This window comes from Streptomyces sp. UC4497 (assembly GCF_054871485.1).
Window position 1 is genome coordinate 128,600 of record NZ_JBTYHB010000004.1, and the last position, 22,180, is coordinate 150,779.

Sequence of the window (22,180 nt, forward strand, 5' to 3'; positions counted from 1 at the left end):
CCGCTTCCCCTCTTCTCGTTACGAGTTGGTGTGGAGCCCTGTCCGGTCCAGCGCCGCGAGCGCCGGCTCCAGCGCGCCGAGCCGTGTTCCGAGTCCGTCCGCGGTCTGCCGGACCACGGCCACGTCCTTGTCCACGAACTCCCGTACGTCACTGATGAATCGCTCCGCCGAGTCCCGCGACGCCGCCCCCGCGAGGGCCCGGCTGGCCGCGCTGGCGTGACCGAGCGCGTCCAGCAGCACCGCCTCCTCGACCCCGAGCTCGCGGCCGAGCCGAGCCGCCTCCGCGACCAGACCCAATTGCGCGGTGAACAGCGCGTTGTTGACGAGCTTCACGCTCTGCCCCGCGCCCACCGGGCCGACCGGGAGCACCGGGTTGGCGTACGCCGCGAGCACGGGGCGCAGCCGCCGCACGGTGGCCTCGTCGCCGCCCGTGAAGACGGTGAGCCGGCCCGCGGCGATATCGTGTGGGCCGCCGCTGACCGGTGCGTCGAGGACAGAGATGCCGTGTGCGCCGCCACGCTCGGCGATCTCGCGGACCGTGTGTGGGCTCGCCGTGGTGTGGACGACGAGCGTGGCGCCCGGAGGTAGCGCGTCGAGCAGCCCGCCGGTGAGGCACACCTCTCGTACCTGCCGGTCGGAGAACACGCAGACGATGAACGTGTCGACGCCGTCGGCAGCGTCCGTGACCCGCTCGACGGCCGTGGCGCCCTCCGCGTCCAGCGCCGCCCGTCGCTCGGGAGTGCGGCCCACGGCGCATACTGCGTGCCCGGCCGCCACCAGGCGGCGCACCATGGGCAGGCCCATGCGTCCCGCACCGGTGAACCCGATCCGCCGCGCAGGTGGGCCGGGTGATCCGCACGCCACAAGAACACCCCTTCCGTTTGGCGAGAACTGTAATCTCGCCCATGAGTCGGCGGAAGGTGTCGGCTGCGACTTTCTCCCCGCGCCGCCGAGGGCGTGCGCCCTGTTGCCTGGCGATCGGGAGAACCATATTCTCTTCTAAGGGTAATCAGACTTGCGTCAACTCTCCGTATCAGGAGGCGCCGTGGCCCATCCCGAGCCGTCGAAGGACGCCCGTGCCGTGCGCAGAGCCGTGCTCGGTGACGCCTACGTCGACGCCGCGGTCCGTGACGCCCGGCCCGCCGTGACCGAGTTCCAGGACTACGTCACCGAGGCGGCGTGGGGCGTGTGGGCCCGCGACGGAGCGCTGAGCACGCGCGACCGTAGTCTGCTCGTCCTCGCCATGACCGCCGCGCTCGGGCGCATGGAGGAGTTCCGCGTCCATGCCGCCGCGGCCCCGCGCGCGGGTGTCACACAGCAGGAGATCGACGAACTGCCCTTCCAGATCGCCGCCTACTGCGGTGTTCCGGCCGGGAGCGCCGCCCGCCGCTGCCTCACCGAGGTCGCGGCCCCGCGCGAGGAGGAGGGCTGACGATGGCGACGATCGGGTTCGTCGGACTCGGCAACATGGGTGGCGTACTCGCCGCCAACCTCGTGCAGCGCGGTCACCGCGTCCTCGCGTACGACAGCGCGGGCCCGGGGCGTACCCCGGCCGGCGCGGTGGCCTGCAAGGACGTCGCCGAAGTCGCCCGCGGTGCCGGGGTCGTGGTGCTCTCGCTGCCCGATGGGCACGTCAGCGAGAAGGTCGCGCGCGAACTCACGGAGACGACCGGGCGCCGGACCGCGTACGTGGTGGACACGTCGACCGTCGGTGTGAGCGCCGCACAGCGCGTCGCGGACCTGCTCGCCGAGCACGGCATCGGACACGCCGACGCCCCCGTCTCCGGTGGCGTCGCAGGCGCCCGCGCCCGCACGCTCACCATCATGTACGCCGCCCCGGACGAGGTCTGCGCCGCGATCGAGTCCGTGCTGGCCGACCTCAGTGACCGGCGCCGCAGGGTGGGGGTGCGGCCCGGCCTGGCGCAGGCGGTGAAGCTCGCCAACAACTTCCTGTCCGCCACCGCGCTCGCCGCCACCAGTGAGGCCCTCGCGTTCGGTCGCGCCGCGGGTCTCGACCCGGCGGTGTTGATGGACGTACTCAACGCCTCCAGCGGCCGCAGCGGAGCCACCGAGGACAAGTTCCCGCGCCACGTCCTCACCGGCAGCTACGACTCGGGGTTCGCCAACTCCCTGATGGCCAAGGACGTGGAGCTGTACCTGGGCGCGGTGGGTGAGCAGGGTGGCCCCGGCGAGGTGGGCGCGCTCGTCGGGGCGCTGTGGCGCCGGTTTGCCGAGGCCGAGCCGGGCGTCGACTTCACCCGTGTGTATCCGTATCTCGTCGAGGCCACCAGAAGGAGCGACGCATGACCACCACACCCGAGGCCGGGCCGACGGTGCCCCGCATCGCGCCGCTGCCGGTCCGGCAGTGGCCCCCGCAGATGCACGAGGCGCTGGCGGCACTCACCCCACCCACGCCCCGGCATCCGGTGCCCGAGAAGGGGGCCGACCGGCCCAAGGGGCTCAACGCCCTTGGTGTCCTTGCCCGATACCCGGAGCTGACCCGCTCCTTCAACGTCTTCAACGGCCATCTGCTCTTCGCCACGACCCTTACGATCCGCCAGCGTGAACTGCTGGTGCTGAGGATCAGCGCGCTGCGTGATGCCACGTACGAATGGAAGCAGCACGAGTGGATCGCCCGGCACGAGGCCGGCATGACGGACGCCGAGATCGAGCGGGTGGGCGAGGGGCCCGGCGCCACCGGTTGGAACGACGAGGAACGGTCCTTGCTGCGGGCCGTGGACGAACTCATCGCCGACGCGCGGATCACCGACACCACCTGGCGGGAGCTCGCCGAGGGCCTCGACGAGAGGCAGCTGATGGACGTGGTGTTCAGCGTCGGCGCGTACGACACCATCGCCATGGCGTTCCGGACCTTCGGAGTGGTGCTCGACGACGACCTCAAGGCGTGACGTCGCATGGCGAGTTGGCGTGAACAGGCCGTCGCCCGCACGGTGGACCCGGTCCGCGCCCGCGCCGAGAAACGGGTGCAGGGTTTTCTCGACGCCGCGCTCGAACTGCTCGCGGGCGAGGCGGGCAAGGACTTCACGGTCCAGGAGGTCGTCCGGCAGTCGGGACAGTCGCTGCGCAGCTTCTACCAGAACTTCAGCGGCAAGCACGAGCTGCTGCTCGCGCTCCTTGAGGAGTCGGTGTTCAGGACCGCGGCCCGGCTGCGCGAGGCGATCGCCACGGAGCCCGACGCGCTGAGCAGACTGCGTCGCTTCACCCTCGAATACCACCGGCTGTGCCGTCCCCCGGCGCGGCCGAGCTCCCCGCGCTCCGTCGAGATCCTCGGCATGGCCGAGTTCGCGCAGCAGTTGCTGACCGACGACCCCAAGGAGGCGGCCCGTGCCTTCGCGCCGATCTTCGCGCTGCTGGAGGAGATCCTCGATGAGGCGGCCGCCGAGGGCTCGGTGCGCCCGGGCCTCGACCGTCGCGCAGGAGCGGGCGCGATGCTGCAGGCCATCATGTTCAACTCGTTCGCCCTGACGCTCAGCGCGCCGCGGGTGCGCGGCCGCGGCGGGGACGCGGAGGCGCTGTGGGGCCTGCTCGCCCATGGGCTGGCCGCCGACCGCCGATGACGGAAACGTCCTTCTCGTTAACGGAGATGGCTGATATCGTTCGGGCGGCGCGGCAGAGCTCGCCGCACCTGAAAGGGGCGCTCACGTGAAGGACTTGAAGGCGGTCGACTTCTTCCGGGACGAGGAGGCGGTGGCCGATCCGTATCCCTACTTCGAGGCCTTGCGCGGGCAGTGCCCCGTGCAGCGCGAGAAGCACCACGACGTCGTCATGATCACAGGCTATGACGAGGCCGTGCAGGTCTACAACGACACGGAGCGGTTCTCCGCGTGCGTCTCCGTCACCGGCCCGTTCCCCGGTTTCCCGGTGCCGCTGGAGGGCGACGACGTCTCGGAGCTCATCGAGCGGCACCGCGACGAGCTGCCCATGAGCGACCAACTGCCCACGCTGGACCCGCCGGTGCACACCGACCACCGTGCGCTGCTCATGCGACTGATCACGCCCAAGCGCCTCAAAGAGAACGAGGAGGCGATGTGGCGGCTGGCCGACGGGATGATTGAGGACTTCCTCGCCCCTGGTGAGGGCGAGTTCATCAGCGGGTTCGCGGGACCCTTCACCCTTCTGGTCATCGCCGATCTGCTCGGTGTGCCGGAAGAGGACCGGGCGGAGTTCGCCGACGAGTTGCAGGGGCGCCCGCGCGGCCGCGGTGCGATCGGCAGTACGGAGAGCGAGGGACTCGGCCATTCGCCACTGGAGTTCCTCTATGGCCGTTTCACTCGCTACATCGAGGAACGTCGCCGCGAGCCCCGCGCCGACGTGCTCACCGGTCTGGCCACGGCCACCTTCCCCGATGGAACGCTCCCCGAGGTCGACGCTGCGGTCCGCGTCGCGGCCAACCTGTTCGCCGCGGGGCAGGAGACCACCGTACGACTGCTCAGTACCGCTCTGAAGGTTCTCGGAGAGGACCGGAAGCTCCAGCAAAGGTTGCGCACGGAACGGCAGTTGATCGCCCCGTTCGTCGAGGAGTGTCTGCGGATCGAGTCCCCGGTCAAGGGGGACTTCCGGCTCTCCAAGTGCCCGGTCGAGCTCGGCGGCGTCGAACTGTCCGCCGGTACCACCGTGATGGTGCTTAACGGAGCGGCCAACCGCGACCCCGAGTGGTTCGAGAACCCTGACACCTTCGATGTCGAACGTCCCGGTGTCCGCCGCCACCTGGCCTTCGGACGCGGCCCGCACACCTGCCCCGGCGCCCCCCTGGCCCGCGCGGAGGCGCGCGTGGCGATCGAGCGGCTCCTGGACCGCACCAAGGACATCCGGATCTCCGAGGAACACCACGGCCCCGCTGACGCCCGGCGCTACCACTACGTGCCGACATACATCCTGCGCGGGCTCACCCGACTCCACCTGGAGTTCACCCCGGCAGGAGAGAAGCCGAAGGAGGCGGGCAAGTGAAGGCCACCGTCGACGACGACCGCTGCCGCGGGCACGGCATCTGCTGTTCCACCTGCCCCGAGGTCTTCGACCTGAGCGACGACGGCTACGCGGTGGTTCTCGCCGAGGAGATCCCGGCCGAGTACGAGAACGATGTACGGGTCGCGGCCCGGGCCTGCCCCGAGCGCGCCATCACCGTCCACTGAGGGGATGAGCTGTGACGATCAATGTGGCCTCCGCGTTCGCGGGCGACGCCCGGACCCCGTCCTGCGGCCAACTGCGCGAGCTGGACGAGGAGATCATCGAACTGCTGCGCCGCCGAATAGCGATGGTGCGGGAGCTGCCTCCGCCGGCCGGCCCGCGCGGCATCGACCCGTCCTTCACCGGCGCCGTGCGCGACACCATCGCGCGTTACAGCGAGCAGCTGGGCGGCGGCAGCGAACTCGTCGCCCGCGCGATCCTCGTGCTGTGCGACCCCGGTGACCGGGACCGCGCCTGAGCCGCCCGGCCCATTCTCGGACACGCCGAAGGCGCCGCCCCTCCTCCTACGGACGGGGCGGCGCCTTGACGCTGGTTTCACTCATACTCGACAACCACGGACGCCGCGTCCTCGTCCGGTACCGCCTGACAGGTCAGTACGTACCCCTCGGCGACCTCGTCGCCCATGAGCGCCTCGTTGGCCCGCATCGTCGCCGTGCCCTCCCGGAGGACCGCCATACAGGTCGCGCAGTTGCCCGCCTCGCAGGAGAACGGCGGGGCGAAGCCGGCGCGGCGGGCGCTCTGCAGCAGCGTCTCGCCGGGCCGCTTGGCGATGGTCTGTCGTCGACCCTGCATGATGACGGTGACGCTGCCCGCCACCGTCGTGGGCGCGGCAGGGGGCGTGGGTGCGGGCGCCTCGCCGCCTCCGAACCGCTCGCTGAACACCCGCCCCGTGCCTGCCAGAGTCGACTCCACCAGCTCCATGAACGGCTCGGGCCCGCACACGTACGCGTCGGCCCCCGCGTCGGCGCCGACGAACTCCTTGATGTCCGCCGCCGTCAAGTAGCCGCGCACGTCGTCGAGATGACGCACCACATCGAGCCGCCCGGGATGGCGGGCCGCCAGTTCACCCAGCGCGTCGTGGAAGATGGCCTGGCCCCGGTCCCGGTCCGCGCACAGCAGCCGGACGCGGCGGTCGGTTCCGGCGAGCGCGCTCTTGGCGAGGGAGAGGACCGGCGTGATGCCGCTGCCGCCGCAGAACCCGAGGAGCGGAGTGTCGGCGGAGCGCAGGGTGAACCTGCCCCGAGCCGCCGTCAGTTCGAGCTCGTCTCCCTCGCGGACGTGGTCGTGCAGCCAGTTCGACGCGGCGCCGCCCGGCACCCGCTTCACGGTCGTGGTGATCTCCTCGTCGAAGCCGGGCGCGCTCGAGAACGAGTACGCACGCGGCGCCGGACGCCCGTCGACCACGATGCGGAAGATGCAGTACTGGCCTGCCTTGTACGTGAGCGGCCCGTCGAGCGGCTCGAGCGTGAACGTACGGGCGTCGGCGGTCTCCTGGACGATCCGTGACACGGTCGCGCGCCGGAACAGCGGGGGGCTCGGCATGGGCCTCCTCTTCTCATGCAAAGGGAACTGACGCTCATGCAAGGGGAACCGGGAGGGGACGCCTACTTCGGCGGGAAGCGCAGCGCGCCGTCCAGGCGGACGACCTCGCCGTTCAGGTAGTCGTTCTCGCACAGCCCCTGGACCAGTGCCGCGTACTCCTCGCTGCGCCCCATGCGCTTCGGGAAGGGCACCTGCGGCCCCCAGTACGCCTCCAGCTGCTCGCCGGCCTTTCCGTACGCCGGCGTGTTGATGGTGCCGGGCGCGATGGTGGTGACCCGGATGCCCAGCGGGGACAGGTCGCGGGCCGCGACCAGCGTCATGCTCGCGACGCCGCCCTTGGCCGCCGCGTAGGGGAGCTGGCCGATCTGGCCCTCGTACGCGGCGATGGACGCGGTCGTGACGATGACGCCACGGCCGCCCTCCTCGAGCGGCTCTTGCCGGGCGAGCGCCGCCGCGCCCAGACGCAGCACGTTGAAGACAGAGGTCAGGTAGTAGTCGATGGTGGTCCGGAACCCGTCCAGGGGGAGCGGGCTGCCGTCCTTGCCGACGAGGCGACCGCCGGAGGCGGGACCGCCGTGCACGTCGACGACGATGCGCAGCGGTCCGGCGGCCTCGGCCTCCGCGAGCGCCGCGGTCACGCTGTCCTCATCGGTGGCGTCGGTGCGGACGTAGCGAACGCCGAGCTCCGCCTCCAGGGCCTTGCCCTTCTCGTCGTTGACATCCGCGGCTACGACCCGCGCGCCCGCGGCGTGCAGCCGCCGCACGGTGGCCTCGCCCAGCCCGCCCGTCCCGCCCACCACGATCGCGGAGCAACCGGTGATCTGCATGTGCGCAACCTCCCACCTATTGAAAGTCCCGCTCTTCTGAAGCGAGAATAGCACTCTCATGAACATTGTGATGACTCTCGAAATGGCCGCGACGGCGGGGGAGCGGCCCGCCGTCAGTCTCGATGAACGCTCCCTGTCCGCGGCGCAGTTGCTGCACTTGGCACGCCGCGCGGCCGCGCGATTCCGTGGGGAGGACGCCGTGCTGTACCGCGCGCCCAACCACCTCGCCTATCCCGTGGCCCTGTTCGGCTGCGCCCTCGCGGGTGTGCCGTTCGTTCCCCTCAACTACCGCCTCGGCGAGGATCAGTTGGCCGAGATCGAAGGGCGGCACCCCGATGCCGTCCGGGTCGGTCCGGATGACCTGGAGAGCCTGCTCGACGGCGCCGGCGATCCCCCGGCCGATGAGGTACAGGCTCCCTGGGACCAGGATGCGGTCGCCGTGATCCTCTACACCAGCGGCACCACCGCCGCCCCCAAGGCCGCCCTGCTGCGCCACCGGCACCTGCTCGCCTACGTGTTGAACACGCTGGAGTTCAACTCCGCCGCTGAGGGCGACGCAGCGCTCGTCGCCGTCCCGCCGTACCACATCGCGGGGCTGACGAATCTGCTGTCCAACCTCTATACCGGGCGCCGCGTGGTGTACCTGCCGGCGTTCTCCGCCGACGGGTGGCTCGATACGGTGCGCCGGGAGCGGGTCACGCACGCGATGCTGGTGCCGACCATGCTCGCCCGGATCGTCGAGGAGGTCCCGGAGGGCACTGACGCCGGCGTGCCCACACTGCGCAGCCTCGCCTACGGCGGCGCACGCGCCCCGCGCACCGTCGTCGAAAAGGCGCTGCGGGCCTTCCCCGGCACGGACTTCGTCAACGCGTACGGCCTGACCGAGACCTCTTCGTCGATCGCCGTGCTCGGCCCCGACGACCACCGTGCCGCGTTCGCTGCGAGCGACCCGGACGCGCGCGACCGGCTGACTTCGGTCGGCCGCCCGCTGCCCGGGGTCGAGATCGAACTGCGCACCCCGGACGGCGAGGTGTGTGAACGGGGGAGGACCGGCCTCGTGCATGTGCGAGGTGAACAGATCTCCGGGGAGTACCGCGGGCGCAGCGTGCTCGACGCGGACGGCTGGTTCCCCACCGGCGATCTCGGCCGGATGGACGCCGAGGGTTATCTCTACGTCGAGGGCCGCGCCGACGACACCATCATCCGCGGCGGCGAGAACATCGCCCCGGCCGAGATCGAGGACGTTCTGCTCGCACACCCCGAAGTCCGTGAGGCGGTCGTCATCGGGGTGCCGGACGAGGAGTGGGGGCAGCGGATCGTCGCGGTCCTCGTCGGTAAGGGTGAGGACGTCGAGCCGGAGGAGATCCGGCGGTGGGCGAAGAGTCGGCTGCGCACCTCCAAGACCCCCGACGCCGTCGTCTTCCGCGCCGACCTGCCGCGCACGGGAACCGGAAAGCTGCTGCGCCGCACGCTGATCGCCGAAATCACCGAAGCCGCCGACCGCGCCCATGCCGCTGAAGCCGCCGAGCCGGACCACCCGCTGGACAACCCGGAGAAGTCCCATGCCTGAAGCCGTGATCGTCTCCGCCCTGCGCACCCCCGTGGGCACCGCCCGCAAGGGCACACTGCGCGACACCGACGCCTACACCCTCGCCGACCGGATCGTCCGCGCGAGCGCCGACCGCCTCGCGGAATTCGGCGTCGAACCCGACCGCATCGACGACATCATGCTCGCCGAGGGCCTCTACGGCGGCGGTGTCATCGCCCGGCACGCCGCGCTGACCGCGGGCCTGACCACCGTGCCGGGCCTCGCCCACAACCGGCACTGCGCCGCGTCCCTGGCTGCCGTGCAGTCGGCGGCGGCCTCCATCCGCTCCGGCATGGACGAGGTGGTCATCGCGGGCGGGGTGAACTCGGCGTCCACGTCGCCGCGGCTGCGCTTCGGTGACGAACCATGGGTGCCGCCCACCCACCCCGACCGCTCCGACGCGCCCAACCTGGACATGTCGATCACCGTCGGCTGGAACGCGGCCGTCGCATCGAACATCTCCCGCCAGGACATGGACGCCTGGGCGCTGCGCTCACACCAAGGCGCGATCCGCGCCATCGACGAGGGCCGCTTCAAGGGCGAGATCGTGCCCGTCGAGACACCGCACGGCCTCTTCGACACCGACGAACACCCGCGCCGCGACACGACGCTGGAGAAACTTGCCTCGCTCAAGCCGCTGCACCCCGAGATCGACGGTTTCAGTATCACCGCGGGCAACGCAGCTGGCGGCAACGACGCCGCGGCGGCCCTCGCCCTCGTCAGCGACCGGCTCGGCCTGCCCGCGCTCGCCACGGTCAGGGCGTGGGCCTCGGTCGGCGTCGACCCGGCCGACACCGGGCTCGCCCCCGTTCAGGCCATCCCGAAGGCGCTGGGCCGCGCCGGGCTGAGCACCGACGACGTCGACCTGTACGAGATCAACGAGGCGTTCGCCTCGATGTGCGTGGCCGTCGTACGCCGCCTCGACCTCGACCCCGACACGGTCAACGTCAACGGCAGCGGCTGCTCCCTCGGCCACCCCGTCGCGGCGACCGGCGGCCGGATGCTGGTCACCCTCGTCCACGAACTGCGCCGCAGGGGCGGCGGCATCGGCGTCGCCGCCATGTGCGCGGGCGGGGGGATGGGCTCGGCCGTCGTCGTGGAGGTCGGTCCGGAATCTTGATTACCGATACCAGAGAAGCTAGTTTCCGCATGGATGGGGAACCAGCAGTGAGGAGCCGTCAATGACGCCAGCCGTCCGGGAACTGCGCCCCGGCCTGCAACTGGCCAGCGCCGCAAGCGGAGTACGAGTGATCGTCATTCGCGCTCCGGCCGGCCACGCCCCCGTACTCACCTGCGGCGGGGAGCCGCTGGTCCCGGCCGACACCGCGCCACGCGGGTCCGGCTCGCCCGGGGGCGAGCCGGACACCCTCATCGGCAAGCGCTATGTGGACCCGCAGGACACCCTCGAACTCCTCTGCACCGCCTCCGGGGCGGGCGCGCTGGCCTGCGACGGCGCGCCCATGACAGTCAAGGCGGCCAAGGCTCTGCCCGCGTCCGACTGAAAGGCATTCGGTCATGCACCAGGACGACTTCATACTGATCAGCGTCGACGACCACATCATCGAGCCGCCGGACATGTTCGTGAACCACCTCCCGGCCAAGTACCGGGACGACGCCCCGCGCCTGGAGCACCGCGAGGACGGCACCGACGTATGGCGCTTCCGCGACTCCGTCCTGCCCAACGTCGCGCTCAACGCCGTGGCGGGCCGCCCCAAGGAGGAGTACGGCCTCGAACCCCAGGGCCTCGACGAGATCCGGCCCGGCTGCTACGACGTGCACGAACGCGTCAAGGACATGGACGCGGGGGGCGTTCTCGCCCAGATGAACTTCCCCTCCTTCCCCGGCTTCGCCGCCCGCCTCTTCGAGACCGAGAACAGCGAGCTGTCGTACGCGCTGGTGCGCGCCTACAACGACTGGCACATCGACGAGTGGTGCGGCGCCCACCCGGGCCGCTTCATCCCGATGGCGCTGCCGGCGATCTGGGACGTCGACGCCTGCGTGAAGGAGGTGCGGCGCGTCGCCGAGAAGGGCTGCCACTCCCTCACGTTCACCGAGAACCCCGGCGCCATGGGCTTCCCCAGCTTCCACGATCCGTACTGGAACCCGCTGTGGCAGGCGCTGTGCGACACCGACACCGTGATGAACCTGCACATCGGCTCCTCCGGCCGGCTCGCGGTGCCGTCCGCGGACGGGCCACCAGACACGATGATCACGCTACAGCCCATGAACCTCGTACAGGCCGCCGCCGATCTCATCTGGTCGCGCCCGATCAAGGAGTACCCGGACCTGAAGATCGCGCTGTCCGAGGGCGGCACTGGCTGGGTCCCGTACTTCCTGGAGCGGATCGACCGTACCTTCGAGATGCACGCCACGTGGACGCTCCAGGACTTCGGCGGGAAGCTGCCCAGCGAGGTGTTCCGCGAGCACTTCCTCACCTGCTTCATCAGCGACCCCATCGGCGTGAAGTTGCGCCACGAGATCGGCATCGACAACATCTGCTGGGAGGCGGACTACCCCCACAGTGACTCGATGTGGCCGCATGCCCCCGAGGAACTGCACGGCGTGCTCACCGAGCACGACGTCCCCGACGAGGACACCAACAAGATGACGTACCAGAACGCGATGCGCTGGTACTCCTTCGACCCCTTCACGCACATCAAGAAGGAGGAGGCCACGGTCGGCGCCCTGCGGCGGCGCTCCGCGGGTCACGACGTGTCCATCCAGGCGCGCAGCAAGCGCGTCGTCGAGCCCTCCCAGAAGCTGGAGTCGTTCCGGGCCCGCGCCCGGGCGGCCACGGCGGCCGCGAAGTGACCTGACGAGGTGTCCGCGGTGCGCCCGGCAGTGGCCGGGCGCACCTGTTGTCGTCCCGCAACCGACCCGCGTAGGGAGAGCCATGCCTTCGGCCCGAACCCCCTTCGACCTCACCGGTCGTTCCGCCCTGGTCACGGGCGCGGGCGCGCCCGGTGGCATCGGCGCCGCCGTCGCCCGGGCACTGGCCGGTGCCGGCGCCGCCGTCCTGGTCACCGATGTGGACGGCGACGCCGCCGAGAACACGGCCGCCGCCATCCGCACCGAGGGCGGCAAGGCGGAGGCCGCCGCCCTCGACGTCCGCGACCGCGCCGCGGCCGACGCCGCCGCGGCGCAGGCCGCCGCGCTCACCGACGACACCCTGCACATCCTCGTCAACAACGCCGGCGTCACCGCGCCCGCGATGTTCCCCAAGCTGACGGAGGACAGCGTCCGCGGCATGCTCGACATCCACGTCCTCGGCACCTTCAGCTGCGCGCAGGCCGCCCTCGCCCACCTCCCCGAGGACGGCACGGGCCGCATCATCAACGTCACGTCCTCCGCCGGCATCACCGGCACCCTCGGCCAGGTCAACTACTCCGCCGCCAAGGCCGGAATCATCGGCCTGACCAAGTCCCTGGCCCGCGAACTGGCCCGCAGGAACATCCTCGTCAACGCCGTCGCCCCGCTCGCCGCGACACCGATGACCGAGACGATCCGGACGAACGAGAAGTTCGCCCCGGGCATGCTCGCCCGCATCCCGCTCGCCCGCTGGGCGGAACCCGACGAGGTGGCACCGGCGTTCGTGTTCCTCGCCTCCGACGCCGCGTCCTTCATCACCGGCCAGGTTCTGCCGGTCGACGGCGGCCTCGTCATCTGACACACCATCTGCTGAGGGGAAGGGTCATGGAGCCGCTCACCCCGCGCACCCACGCACACCGCACACCCGACGCACCGGCCGTCATCATGCCCGGCGGCCCTACGGGGGACACCCGCCTCACCTTCGCCGAACTCGACGACCGGTCCGCGCGTCTGGCCACCGCACTCCGCGCCCGAGGGCTGAAGCGCGGTGACAGTATCGCCCTGCTGATGGAGAACCACCCGGCCTTCCTTGTCGTGGCCTGGGCCGCCCAGCGCTCGGGCCTGCGCTACACCGCCCTCAACAGTCATCTCCACCCGGCCGAAGCCCAGTACGTCCTCGACGACTGCGGCGCCCGCGCGCTCATCGCCTCCGAGCGGATGGCCGAGGTGGTCGCGGGCCTCGACCTGACCCGGATCCCCGTACAGCTGTGCGCGGTCGGTGTCCTCAGGGGATGGGACCCGCTCGACGAGACGGCCGCAGCGCACGCACCGCTGCCGGAGGTCGAGGAGTGCGAGGGCCGCGAGATGCTCTACTCGTCCGGCACCACCGGGCGGCCCAAGGGAGTGCGCAAGGAACTCCCCGATGCTCCCTTCGGTGACCCCACCGCCGCGCCCGCGCTCATCGCCCGCGGTATCGCTGCCAACGGCGGAGGACTCCGCCTCGGCGACGTGTTCCTCAGCCCCGCCCCGCTCTACCACTCGGCGCCGCTCGTCTACTCGATGTCCATGCAGCGCCTCGGCGTCCCTGTCGTCCTGATGGACAGCTTCGACCCGCGTCGCTGCCTGGAGCTGATCGGACAACACCGCGTCACGCAGGCCCAGTTCGTGCCTACGATGTTCGTCCGCATGCTGCGCCTGCCGTACGAGGAACGCGAGCGTCACGACCTGTCGAGCCTGCGCGTCGTCGTGCACTCCGGCGCTCCCTGCCCGGTCCCCGTGAAGCGGCAGATGATCGACTGGTGGGGGCCGATCGTCCACGAGTACTACGCGGGCACCGAGGACATCGGCAACACCGCCATCACCGCCGAGGAGTGGCTCAACCATCCCGGCTCCGTCGGAAAGCCGGCCACCGCGTGCCACATCGTCGACGACGCTACGGGCGCGGAACTGGCGCCCGGACACGAGGGCGTCGTCTACTTCGAGGGCGGACGCCCCTTCGCGTACCACAACGACCCGGAGAAGACGGCCTCGGTCACCGACGCGCACGGCTGGCGGACCCTCGGCGACATCGGCCGCCTCGACGAGGACGGCTACCTCTACCTCACCGACCGCCGCGCCCACATGATCATCTCCGGGGGTGTGAACATCTACCCGCAGGAGGCCGAGAACGTCCTGGCCGGACACCCGGCGGTGACCGACGTCGCGGTCATCGGCGTACCGGATCCGGAGATGGGGGAGGCGGTCAAGGCGATCGTGCAACCGGCCGAAGACGCTTTGGTGGGACGGGAGTTGGCGGCCGACCTGATCGCCCGCTGCCGCGCGGAGCTGGCCGCGTACAAGTGTCCGCGCACCGTCGACTTCACCGACGAGCTGCCCCGCGACCCCAACGGAAAGCTCTACAAACGGCGCCTGCGCGAGCGCTACTGGCAGGGCCACGACTCGAGGGTGATCTGATGTCGGACGACTGGTTCGGCGGCAGGGCGCGGCTGGCCGCGACCGTCGCCGTGATCACGGGCGGCGCCGGCGGCCTCGGGAGCGCGATCGTGCACGACCTGGCCGCCAACGGCGTCCGCACGGCCGTCCTCGACCGCGACGAAGAGGCCGTCCAGGCCTTGCGGGACGCGGGGCACGACACTCTCGTACAGATCGGAGACGTACGCGAAGAGGCCGCGCTGCAGGCCCTGTTCGAGGCCGTCGACGCACGGTGGGGCCGCCTCGACACCCTCGTCAACGTCGTCGGCGGCACCTTCCGCGCCCCGTTCACCGAGACCCGCCCGCGCGGCTGGGACGCCCTGATCCGCACCAACCTCTCCCACGTCCTGCACGCCTGCTCGCTGGCCGTACCGCGGATCCGGGCCGGCGGACGGGGCGGCAGCATCGTCAACGTGTCGACGATCGAGGCCCATCGCGCCGCCCCCGGCTTCGCCGTGTACGCGGCGGCGAAGGCCGCGGTGGAACAGTTCGCCCGCACCCTCGCGGTCGAACTCGCACCCGACGGTATCCGCGTCAACAACGTCGCACCGGACTACGTACCCACCCCGAGCCTCGCGGCTCTGGGCCAGGACGGGCCCACCCCGGCGGGCATCTCCGCGGCCATACCGATGGGACGCGCGGGGCGCCCCGAGGACGTCTCGGGCTGCGTCGTCTTCCTGGCTTCCGCCCTCTCGTCGTACGTCACGGGCACGACGCTCCATCCGGACGGCGGCACGCTCGCGTCGTCGGGCTGGTTCAACTGGCCGGGGACGGGCTGGTCGAACCACGTCCCCGGCCTCTGACCTCAGGTGTTGCGCCCGCCGTTGACGCCGATGATCTGCCCGGTGACGTAACCGGCCTCCTCGGACACCAGGAACGAGCAGGCCGCCGCGATGTCCTCGGGGCGTCCGGCCCGCCGTACCGGCGTCGCCTTCGCGATGTCCTCCACCGAGTGGCCCAGCAGACCCCGCTGCTCCGAGCCGCGCAGCATCGGCGTGTCCACGAAGCCGGGCGGGATGGTGTTCACCGTGATGCCCTTCGGCCCGAACTCCAGGGCCAAGGACTTCGTCAGGCCGATGAGCCCCGACTTCGACGCCACGTAGTGCGTCATGTACTGCTGGCCCGAATGCGCGCTGGACGACGAGATGTTGACGATGCGGCCCCACCCCGCGTCGATCATGTGCGGGATCGTGGCCTGGCACAGATAGAACGGGCCACTGAGATTCACGGCCATGATCGTGTCCCAGGCCTCGTCCGTGATCTTCAGGAACTCCTTGAAGCCCGTCTTCCCCGCGTTGTTGACGAGTACGAGCACGGGCCCGTACGCGCCGCGGATCTGCTCGACCGCCGCGTCCACCTGCGTCCGGTCGGAGACATCGACGCCGCCGACCGCCATCGCCTCGTGGCCCGCCGCCCGTGCCTCCTCGGCCACCGCCTCGGCGGCCTCCTTGTTGAGGTCCAGGACGGCCGTCGCGAACCCGTCCGCCGCCATCCGCAGCGCGATGGCCCGCCCGATGCCGGACCCCCCGCCGGTCACCAGTGCAGTACGCCGCTGTGTCGTGCCGCTCATGCGATCGCCTCCTCGCCCGCCAATGACGTGCGGTGCATCAGCCGCGACGAGGACTGCTCGTACGGCAGTGCCCGGTGCAGCATTCCGGTGTTGTCCCAGATCACCAGGTCGCCCTGGTGCCACTGGTGGCGCAGCGTGAAGCGCGGCTGCGCCGTCCAGCTGAGGAGGCGGTCGAGGAGCGCCCTCCCCTCCTCCTGTGCCCTCCCGACGATCTCGCCCGCGGTCGTGCCGATGAGCATCGACCTGCGACCGTCCTCGTGCGTCCACACCAGCGGGTGCTCGCGGGCCGGGTTGCGGTCCCAGGCCGCGCGCTCCTTCGGCGTCGGATTCGGGGTGACGTGCAGCTGCGAGGCGGTGAAGCTGTGCACGACCCGGACGCCGTCCAGCTCGGCCCGCTCCGCCTCGGACAGAGCCTCGTACGCGGCGTAGGTGTTGGCGAACTCGGTGTCTCCGCCCCCGCCTCCATCCACCCGTCGGGCGGTCAACAGCGTTGCCTTGTCCGGTACTTCGCTGGTCGTGCCGTCGATGTGCCAGTAGAACGTGGCCTCGCGGTACGCGGCGAGTCGGCTCTTCGACGGGTCGCGGGTGATGGCCTGCACCTCGGGGTGTTCGGGCACGCCGCCGTTCGGCAGCGGCACGACCCGGCCGAGGAGCCGGCTGAAGGCGACCAGGTCGGCATCGCTCAGGTCCGCCTCGCGGTAGACCACGACGCCGCGGCGGTCGAGTGCCTCGCGGCATTCCTCGGCCACCGCCTTGTCCACCAGACGGTGCCCCGACAGGCCGGTGATCTGCACCCCGGTCGTCGGAGTCAGCTCCGTGACACTGATACTCATCGAACCCCTCTCGGTTCTCGGGTCCTGGAACGAAGCGGGTCGGCGGCCTCAGGCCGCACCGGCTCAGCCCACCGCCTCGCCGAAGGTCTTGCGTTCCATGAACTCCTCCAGGCCCGCCACGCCCTTCTCGCGCCCGATGCCGGACTGCTTGTAGCCGCCGAACGGGGTGTCGGAGAAGAAGTAGTTGCCGCCGTTGATGCTGAACGTGCCAGTACGGATGCGCCGCGCCACCGCGAGCGCGCGCTCCCGGTCGGCGCTGTGCACGGCGCCGGAAAGGCCGTAGATGGAGTTGTTCGCGATGCGCACCGCGTCGTCATCGTCGTCGTACGGGATCACCGCGAGGACGGGGCCGAACACCTCCTCCTGGGCGATCTCACTGTCCGGGTCGACGTTGGCGAGGAGTGTCGGCGCGTAGAAGTAGCCCGGATCGATCCTCTTGCCGCCGGTCACCAGGGTGGCGCCGTCGGTGACGGCCCGTCGCACCATGCCGTCGACCTTGTCGCGCTGCCCTTCGCTGATGAGGGGGCCCATGTACGTCTTGGGGTCGTTCGGGTCGCCGACCCGCACCCGTTCCATGCGGCGGGCCACCTGCTCGACGATCGCGTCGTGGTGGCGGCGCGGCACCAGCATTCGCGAGGTGATCGCGCAGGCCTGACCGGAGTGCAGACAGATCATGTACGCCGCGTAGGTGGCGGCGCCCTTGAAGTCGGCGTCGTCGAGAACGACCAGCGCGGATTTCCCGCCCAGTTCGAGGAAGACCCGCTTGACCGTGTCGCTGGCCGCCGCCATGATCCGGCGTCCGGTCGGGCTCGCCCCGGTGAACGTCACCAGGTCCACATCGGGGTGCGTGGTGAGCACCTCGCCGACCGAGGACCGGGACGAGGAAAGGACGTTGACGACACCCGCGGGAATGTCGGTGTGCTCGGCGATGAGTTCTCCGAGGGCCAGGGTGACCAGGGGAGTGTCGGGAGCGCCCTTGAGGACGATCGTGCAGCCGGCCGCGAGCGCGGGGGCCAGCTTGGCCAGGGCCAGTTGGTTGGGATAGTTGTACGGGACGATGGCGGCGGCGACCCCGCCGGCCTCCCACTCCACCCAGCGGTGGTGCTGCTGCCCCTGGTACTCGACCACACCCATGTCGTCGACGAACGAATGAGTCTTGACCAGGTCGGCGTAGTACCGCACCAGCTCGATCGGCTCGTCCAGCTGCGCGGCGTACGTGAGCATGCGCGGCGAACCGGCGTCCGCGATCGTCAACTCCCTTAGTTCCTCACGGTGTTCGACGAGCGCGTGGTGCAACTGGTCGAGGCATCGGTGGCGCAGCTCCGGGTCGGTGGCCCAGTCCGTGGTGTCGAAGGCGCGGCGGGCGGCGGCCACGGCCTGCCGCGCCTGCTCGTCGGTGGCCTCCGGGGCGTGGCCGAGCACGTCGCCGGTGGCCGGGTTGAGTGAGGTGAACACGGTTTCGGCGCCGACGAGTTGTCCGTCGACGAGCTGGCGTCGCGTGGCAAGAAGGTGTTCCGGGTACTCCGTGGCGACCTTCAGGATGCGCATGCGGGGAGTCGGCTCCATGCTCATCACGTCCGACATGTGCAGGCGGCCGTCGGCCGCCGCCGCGGTCACGTTCTTCACCGCCTGCTGCGGATCGCCCTCTATCTCGTAGTGGGTGATGTACGGTCCGCCGGTCTCCCGTGGCGTGTAGCGCACGGCGGACACGAAGCCGTCGAGCGCCACCACCTCGGGAATGTGGACCTCGTCGTACCAGCGGTTGAACGCCTCCACGGCCTCCTCGCTCGCGGGCCGGGACTCTACGTGCAGGACGTACTTGGCCATGGCGGCTCCTTCGCGGAAACAAGGGCGCTTGGATGGTATCTGCATTTCCTCTTCAGGAGAACAATGTTCTCGGAAGTGGCGGGCAACGCCCACCGCCTACCGCGTACCGTCCTCGTGCACCATCCAGTGCACGAAGCGATGCAGCGGATACATCGCGTCGTGCGGGGCCCCGATGGTGCTCGGACCCGCCTCGCCGAGGCGCACCACCCGCTGTGCGCCGCAACTGGCGAGCCGGTCCCGGTAGTCGGCCATCCGGTGGAACGGGTGGAAGCCGACCGTCTGCGTGGCGACCGTGACGCCGCACAGCGCGTCGTCGAGGGAGTCGACGCGCACGACGTTCGCGACCTTGTTGATTGGATGGAAGTCCACCGGCTCGTCCGACCGGATCACCACGCCGCTCCCGTCGGCCCGGCCCCACACGCGGAACTCGTCGTCGAGCATCCGCAGCGCCTCGATCCGTTCGCGCAGCTCCATGTCGAGCGGCCGGGTGTCGCCGGAGGCCGCGGCCTGTGCGGTGATGTGCGCGTGCAGGCGCACGCAGAAGCGGTCCGCGTCGGCGCGGCCGGCCTCCACGTACAGGAACCGGCTGGCGACACACGCCTCCTGGCCGAGCACCATCACGTCGCAGGCGGCGAGCCCGGCGGCCCGCTCCAGTGCCTCGTCGGTGCCGAATGCCTCCCTGCCGATCATCGAGATCGACGTCTTGGGGTCGAACGACACCAACTGGAGTCCGGGACCGAGGTACTTGACGACGTTGTTGATGGCGTCGCCGCCGCCCCAGGCCACGATCTTGTCGAAGTACTGCGGGCGGTACAGGATCCGCTCCACGGGCTCGTCCCCGCCGCGCCAGTACGCCGCCGACATCGAGGCCACCACGGGATGCGCCGGATCGAGTTCCGCCATGGTGCGCAGGATCGCGACGGTGGTGAACGGGTCGCTGGACGACATCTTGAACAGATTGACGGCCTTGACCAGGGCTCCCTGTGCGATGGACTTCACCGCGACGCCCGGCGAATTGCCCGGCAGGACATGGATGAGGCGTGGCGCGAAGGCCCGTACGTAGCTCCTCCGGCCGGTGAAGTCCTCCTTCGGCACCCATGTGTCCAGCGCCGCCGGGTCGGGGAAGTTCTCCTCCACGACCCGGCGCAGCAACCGGGCGTCGAGATATGCGGAGGCGTGTTTGACCTGTTCCGCCAGGACCGTGCGGGGCAGCGGGTGGGTGACGGACATCCGGTCGAGGCAGTCGGCGACGAACGGGTTGTCGTCGGCCCGTAGCCGGTGCCCCGTCTCCACGAGGAAGTCGATGATCTCGGCCAGCGGCACGTCGAGCAGGGGCGGTACCTCGCCGCGGGGCTGCACCGCCCGGTCCAGGTCCAGGGTGGGGGTGGTGAAGGTGACGCCGAGGTCGCGCGAACGGTGGGTGACGTCCTGGCCCTCGTACAGCCGGCCCCGCAGGAAGAACGGTGCGGCGACGGCGGACGGGGAGCGGGTCCCGTTGGTCGTCACGACACACCTCGCACATACGCGTCCACGGTGCCCGCGCAGCCGATCTTGTCGTCGCCCGCGAGGTCTGCGTAGCGCATGATGTCGTTGCGGATCGAGGGGCTCGCGGCCCCGCAGGCGCACGGGTCGAGAGTGAGGGAGACCCGGTCGCCGGTGATGACACCGCCCCAGCGGCCGTCGAGCGAGAGGTCGAAGAAGGCGGCCCGCCCCTCGACCTCCCCGCTCGCCTGCGGCAGTAGGTGCTCGCCGGATTCGTCGAGCACGAAAGGTGCCACCCACGGCGGCACGTGATACCGGTCGCCCGCGCGGCACTTGGGCATACCGGAGTTCAGTTCCTGCATGGAGTAGTTCTGGAAGTTCCGCGCGGCCGGGATGCCGAAAGTGTCGTGCACGAACTGCTGGTAGTCCGAGGGGAGTTGTGCGCGTTTGAGGCCGCCGCCCACATACAGGCAGTTGTCCGGATCGAAGTCCTTGCCCGAGTAGCCCAGGTTCCGCACCATCCGTGCCACCTGGTACAGCGCGTTCCACATCCCGGAGATGTAGAGCTTCTCCGCGCGGTGCTCGATCAGCGTCTCGGCGGCCGTCGTCATCGCCTTCTCAAACGCCTCCTGGCGCTGTGCGGCATCGCGCTCGAACTCGGCGAGCTCCTCGGGGCGCGCGGCGCCCTCGGCGATCTTCCTGCGGAGCAGGACGGTGCGGGTCAGTGAGCCCACGGTGATCGGTGGCAGCGGCAGCCGGAACCGTGGTTTGGCGGGGTCGCCGAACGCCCGCTCCTGCGCCTCCGCGATCACCATGTTCTTGGGCACGGCGGCCGTCGGCGCGATGCCGATCATCCGCCGGTCGCGGCCCGGCCGGACACCCGAGCCCCACGAGAACACCCCCACGGTGTCCTTGCGGGACCAGTCCATGTCGCGTTCTGTGGCGAGCAGCATCGCCGACTTGCCGGTGGTGCCACTGGAGCAGGAGACATGGTGGCCGTGCTCGCCGAGCCGGGCGATCCACTCGTCGATCCGGTCGGTGCCGTCGAGGTCCGAGGCGTCGACCGGAGTGATCGGGTGCGGTGAAACGGTGCCGAGCCACTTCGCAAGCCGGTCCCAGCGCCCCTGCGTGAGGAAGCTCTCGGGGTAGCTCTTGTAGACGCTGTGCGGGAACAACAGCGGTACCACGTCCGGCAGCCCACGGATCTCGGTGATGTCCGCCTCCCTGGCCCGGTGGCCCAGGAGTTTGATGCGGCCCTTGCGGTCCTGGAACCGTTCATCCAGGGCCGCGAGCTGTGTCGATCGCAGGTCACGAGCGGAGTGGGCGAAGCGGTCGGAGGTGTCAACGAGCGCTGTCAGCTTCTGCGTTGCGGTTGCTGAGGTCACGGGGAACACCCTTCGAGGTCACGGGGAACACTCTGCGGTGAATAGCAACTCGCCCGTATCATTTGCATGGTTCGGTGCTCGGGCACAAGAGGCAGAGCGGGAGAGAACGCCATGACGGACAAGACCGCCCCGCCCCGCGTCCGGGCCGGGCGCCCCACCCGCGAACAGGCCGAGGCCCGGCATCAGGAGTTGCTCGACGCCGCCCTCGACCTGTTCCTGGAGCACGGCTTCGAGGTGACGACCATCGAGATGATCGCCGCACGCGTCAGCATGACCAAGCGCACCATCTACGCCCGCCACGCGGACAAGACGGCCCTGTTCCGCACGGCGATCCAGCGCGCCATCGAGCGGCAGATCGTCCCGCAAAGCGTGCTCGACGAGCTGGACCGGGGCGAGTTGGGTGCCAGCCTGGAGGCCATCGCGCGGCTCCGTATCTGCCAGATCGCCGCACCGCACGGACTGCGCCTGCAGCACCTCATCAACGCCGAGAGCCATCGCTTCCCGGAGATCTTCACCGCGTACGTCGAACAGAGCACGAAACCGCTGATCGACCACGTGGCCGCTGTGCTCCAACGGGCCGTCGACGCGGGCGAAATCGCCCCCACCAGCGTCGATCACGCCGCGTCGGCGTTCATGAGCATGGTGGTGGGCGGGCCGGTGCGCGCCATCGTGGGTGGTCTCGCACCCTCGCGGCAGGAGCTCGACGAGAAGGTCGGCTTCGCGGTGCGGCTGCTGCTCGACGGCCTGCGTCCGCGATAGGGCGGCGACGCCGGACTGGGAGGCTTACTTCCATGGAGTGAGAATGTTATTCTCGCGGCGCGACGTCGGGTGCGACGCCCGGCGAGAAGGAGCCGCCG

Annotated in this window: 23 protein-coding genes; 15 read left to right on the forward strand and 8 right to left on the reverse strand. The window is 70.4% G+C overall.

What is annotated here, in order from left to right:
• Positions 1-18: 18 nt before the first annotated feature.
• A complete protein-coding gene (locus tag ACYSUO_RS07790) occupies positions 19-864 on the reverse strand; it encodes an NAD(P)-dependent oxidoreductase (protein WP_461775291.1) in 846 nt (281 codons plus the stop codon).
• Between the two features lie 181 nt (positions 865-1,045).
• Here ACYSUO_RS07790 and ACYSUO_RS07795 point away from each other — a divergent pair, with 181 nt between their 5' ends.
• The 7 genes from ACYSUO_RS07795 (at position 1,046) to ACYSUO_RS07825 (ending at position 5,446) form a co-directional block, all read left to right on the forward strand.
• The gene (locus ACYSUO_RS07795; RefSeq protein ID WP_461775292.1) at positions 1,046-1,432 is read left to right on the forward strand and encodes a carboxymuconolactone decarboxylase family protein; all 387 of its coding nucleotides are present in this window, start codon (positions 1,046-1,048) and stop codon (positions 1,430-1,432) included.
• A 2-nt stretch (positions 1,433-1,434) separates the two neighbouring features.
• Positions 1,435-2,307 carry an NAD(P)-dependent oxidoreductase gene (locus ACYSUO_RS07800; RefSeq protein WP_461775293.1) on the forward strand — a complete coding sequence of 291 codons (873 nt, stop codon included), beginning with the start codon at positions 1,435-1,437 and terminating at the stop codon, positions 2,305-2,307.
• Positions 2,304-2,909: a carboxymuconolactone decarboxylase family protein gene (locus ACYSUO_RS07805; protein ID WP_461775294.1), complete on the forward strand. Its 606-nt coding sequence runs from the start codon at positions 2,304-2,306 to the stop codon at positions 2,907-2,909. The genes ACYSUO_RS07800 and ACYSUO_RS07805 overlap by 4 nt, the downstream gene beginning before the upstream one ends.
• A 6-nt stretch (positions 2,910-2,915) precedes the next feature.
• Positions 2,916-3,578: a TetR family transcriptional regulator gene (locus ACYSUO_RS07810; protein WP_461775295.1), complete on the forward strand. Its 663-nt coding sequence runs from the start codon at positions 2,916-2,918 to the stop codon at positions 3,576-3,578.
• 85 nt (positions 3,579-3,663) lie between these two features.
• A complete protein-coding gene (locus tag ACYSUO_RS07815) occupies positions 3,664-4,968 on the forward strand; it encodes a cytochrome P450 (RefSeq protein WP_461775296.1) in 1,305 nt (434 codons plus the stop codon).
• Entirely contained in the window at positions 4,965-5,153 is a 189-nt protein-coding gene (locus ACYSUO_RS07820) for a ferredoxin (RefSeq protein ID WP_461775297.1), read from the forward strand. Before ACYSUO_RS07815 ends, ACYSUO_RS07820 begins: the two co-directional genes overlap by 4 nt.
• Positions 5,154-5,164: 11 nt before the next feature.
• Positions 5,165-5,446, forward strand: coding sequence for a hypothetical protein (locus tag ACYSUO_RS07825; protein WP_461775298.1), 282 nt, complete (start codon positions 5,165-5,167; stop codon positions 5,444-5,446).
• Between the two features lie 77 nt (positions 5,447-5,523).
• On the opposite strand, the gene ACYSUO_RS07830 is transcribed toward ACYSUO_RS07825, so the two are convergent.
• Together ACYSUO_RS07830 and ACYSUO_RS07835 are read right to left on the reverse strand one after the other, a co-directional pair.
• Complete coding sequence (locus tag ACYSUO_RS07830; protein WP_461775299.1) at positions 5,524-6,531, reverse strand: 2Fe-2S iron-sulfur cluster-binding protein; 1,008 nt, start codon at positions 6,529-6,531, stop codon at positions 5,524-5,526.
• Positions 6,532-6,593: 62 nt separating this feature from the next.
• Positions 6,594-7,358 (reverse strand): SDR family oxidoreductase, encoded by a 765-nt coding sequence (locus ACYSUO_RS07835; protein ID WP_461775300.1) that lies wholly within the window; start codon positions 7,356-7,358, stop codon positions 6,594-6,596.
• Positions 7,359-7,416: 58 nt separating this feature from the next.
• Here ACYSUO_RS07835 and ACYSUO_RS07840 point away from each other — a divergent pair, with 58 nt between their 5' ends.
• The 7 genes from ACYSUO_RS07840 (at position 7,417) to ACYSUO_RS07870 (ending at position 15,029) form a co-directional block, all read left to right on the forward strand.
• Entirely contained in the window at positions 7,417-8,928 is a 1,512-nt protein-coding gene (locus ACYSUO_RS07840) for a class I adenylate-forming enzyme family protein (RefSeq protein WP_461775301.1), read from the forward strand.
• Positions 8,921-10,066, forward strand: coding sequence for a thiolase family protein (locus ACYSUO_RS07845; RefSeq protein WP_461775302.1), 1,146 nt, complete (start codon positions 8,921-8,923; stop codon positions 10,064-10,066). Before ACYSUO_RS07840 ends, ACYSUO_RS07845 begins: the two co-directional genes overlap by 8 nt.
• 61 nt (positions 10,067-10,127) lie before the next feature.
• Positions 10,128-10,448 (forward strand): hypothetical protein, encoded by a 321-nt coding sequence (locus tag ACYSUO_RS07850; protein ID WP_461775303.1) that lies wholly within the window; start codon positions 10,128-10,130, stop codon positions 10,446-10,448.
• A 13-nt stretch (positions 10,449-10,461) separates the two neighbouring features.
• Positions 10,462-11,757: an amidohydrolase family protein gene (locus ACYSUO_RS07855; protein WP_461775304.1), complete on the forward strand. Its 1,296-nt coding sequence runs from the start codon at positions 10,462-10,464 to the stop codon at positions 11,755-11,757.
• Between the two features lie 82 nt (positions 11,758-11,839).
• Positions 11,840-12,613 carry an SDR family NAD(P)-dependent oxidoreductase gene (locus tag ACYSUO_RS07860; RefSeq protein WP_461775305.1) on the forward strand — a complete coding sequence of 258 codons (774 nt, stop codon included), beginning with the start codon at positions 11,840-11,842 and terminating at the stop codon, positions 12,611-12,613.
• Positions 12,614-12,639: 26 nt separating this feature from the next.
• Positions 12,640-14,208 carry an acyl-CoA synthetase gene (locus ACYSUO_RS07865; RefSeq protein WP_461775306.1) on the forward strand — a complete coding sequence of 523 codons (1,569 nt, stop codon included), beginning with the start codon at positions 12,640-12,642 and terminating at the stop codon, positions 14,206-14,208.
• Positions 14,208-15,029, forward strand: coding sequence for an SDR family NAD(P)-dependent oxidoreductase (locus tag ACYSUO_RS07870; protein WP_461775307.1), 822 nt, complete (start codon positions 14,208-14,210; stop codon positions 15,027-15,029). The genes ACYSUO_RS07865 and ACYSUO_RS07870 overlap by 1 nt, the downstream gene beginning before the upstream one ends.
• A gap of 2 nt (positions 15,030-15,031) precedes the next feature.
• On the opposite strand, the gene ACYSUO_RS07875 is transcribed toward ACYSUO_RS07870, so the two are convergent.
• The 5 genes from ACYSUO_RS07875 to ACYSUO_RS07895 all read right to left on the reverse strand — a co-directional run bounded on the left by ACYSUO_RS07875 (position 15,032) and on the right by ACYSUO_RS07895 (position 21,323).
• Positions 15,032-15,796 (reverse strand): SDR family NAD(P)-dependent oxidoreductase, encoded by a 765-nt coding sequence (locus tag ACYSUO_RS07875; RefSeq protein ID WP_461775308.1) that lies wholly within the window; start codon positions 15,794-15,796, stop codon positions 15,032-15,034.
• The gene (locus ACYSUO_RS07880; protein ID WP_461775309.1) at positions 15,793-16,629 is read right to left on the reverse strand and encodes a TauD/TfdA dioxygenase family protein; all 837 of its coding nucleotides are present in this window, start codon (positions 16,627-16,629) and stop codon (positions 15,793-15,795) included. Before ACYSUO_RS07880 ends, ACYSUO_RS07875 begins: the two co-directional genes overlap by 4 nt.
• A 63-nt stretch (positions 16,630-16,692) precedes the next feature.
• Positions 16,693-18,456 (reverse strand): aldehyde dehydrogenase family protein, encoded by a 1,764-nt coding sequence (locus ACYSUO_RS07885; protein WP_461775310.1) that lies wholly within the window; start codon positions 18,454-18,456, stop codon positions 16,693-16,695.
• A gap of 96 nt (positions 18,457-18,552) precedes the next feature.
• Positions 18,553-19,962: an acyl-CoA reductase gene (locus ACYSUO_RS07890; protein WP_461775311.1), complete on the reverse strand. Its 1,410-nt coding sequence runs from the start codon at positions 19,960-19,962 to the stop codon at positions 18,553-18,555.
• Positions 19,959-21,323 carry a long-chain-fatty-acid--protein ligase gene (locus tag ACYSUO_RS07895; protein ID WP_461775312.1) on the reverse strand — a complete coding sequence of 455 codons (1,365 nt, stop codon included), beginning with the start codon at positions 21,321-21,323 and terminating at the stop codon, positions 19,959-19,961. The genes ACYSUO_RS07890 and ACYSUO_RS07895 overlap by 4 nt, the downstream gene beginning before the upstream one ends.
• 111 nt (positions 21,324-21,434) lie before the next feature.
• Between ACYSUO_RS07895 and ACYSUO_RS07900 the strand changes: the two genes are divergently transcribed.
• Positions 21,435-22,082 (forward strand): TetR/AcrR family transcriptional regulator, encoded by a 648-nt coding sequence (locus tag ACYSUO_RS07900; RefSeq protein WP_461775313.1) that lies wholly within the window; start codon positions 21,435-21,437, stop codon positions 22,080-22,082.
• Positions 22,083-22,180: the final 98 nt, after the last annotated feature.

Excerpts from the sequence above, each read along its gene's own strand:
- ACYSUO_RS07830 (WP_461775299.1), bottom strand. The coding sequence starts at position 6,531 with ATGCCGAGCCCCCCGCTGTTCCGGCGCGCGACCGTGTCACGGATCGTC.
- ACYSUO_RS07870 (WP_461775307.1), top strand. The coding sequence starts at position 14,208 with ATGTCGGACGACTGGTTCGGCGGCAGGGCGCGGCTGGCCGCGACCGTC.
- ACYSUO_RS07800 (WP_461775293.1), top strand. The coding sequence starts at position 1,435 with ATGGCGACGATCGGGTTCGTCGGACTCGGCAACATGGGTGGCGTACTC.
- ACYSUO_RS07850 (WP_461775303.1), top strand. The coding sequence starts at position 10,128 with ATGACGCCAGCCGTCCGGGAACTGCGCCCCGGCCTGCAACTGGCCAGC.
- ACYSUO_RS07860 (WP_461775305.1), top strand. The coding sequence starts at position 11,840 with ATGCCTTCGGCCCGAACCCCCTTCGACCTCACCGGTCGTTCCGCCCTG.
- ACYSUO_RS07845 (WP_461775302.1), top strand. The coding sequence starts at position 8,921 with ATGCCTGAAGCCGTGATCGTCTCCGCCCTGCGCACCCCCGTGGGCACC.
- ACYSUO_RS07805 (WP_461775294.1), top strand. The coding sequence starts at position 2,304 with ATGACCACCACACCCGAGGCCGGGCCGACGGTGCCCCGCATCGCGCCG.
- ACYSUO_RS07900 (WP_461775313.1), top strand. The coding sequence starts at position 21,435 with ATGACGGACAAGACCGCCCCGCCCCGCGTCCGGGCCGGGCGCCCCACC.
- ACYSUO_RS07835 (WP_461775300.1), bottom strand. The coding sequence starts at position 7,358 with ATGCAGATCACCGGTTGCTCCGCGATCGTGGTGGGCGGGACGGGCGGG.
- ACYSUO_RS07875 (WP_461775308.1), bottom strand. The coding sequence starts at position 15,796 with ATGAGCGGCACGACACAGCGGCGTACTGCACTGGTGACCGGCGGGGGG.
- ACYSUO_RS07885 (WP_461775310.1), bottom strand. The coding sequence starts at position 18,456 with ATGGCCAAGTACGTCCTGCACGTAGAGTCCCGGCCCGCGAGCGAGGAG.
- ACYSUO_RS07810 (WP_461775295.1), top strand. The coding sequence starts at position 2,916 with ATGGCGAGTTGGCGTGAACAGGCCGTCGCCCGCACGGTGGACCCGGTC.
- ACYSUO_RS07855 (WP_461775304.1), top strand. The coding sequence starts at position 10,462 with ATGCACCAGGACGACTTCATACTGATCAGCGTCGACGACCACATCATC.
- ACYSUO_RS07865 (WP_461775306.1), top strand. The coding sequence starts at position 12,640 with ATGGAGCCGCTCACCCCGCGCACCCACGCACACCGCACACCCGACGCA.
- ACYSUO_RS07880 (WP_461775309.1), bottom strand. The coding sequence starts at position 16,629 with ATGAGTATCAGTGTCACGGAGCTGACTCCGACGACCGGGGTGCAGATC.
- ACYSUO_RS07840 (WP_461775301.1), top strand. The coding sequence starts at position 7,417 with ATGAACATTGTGATGACTCTCGAAATGGCCGCGACGGCGGGGGAGCGG.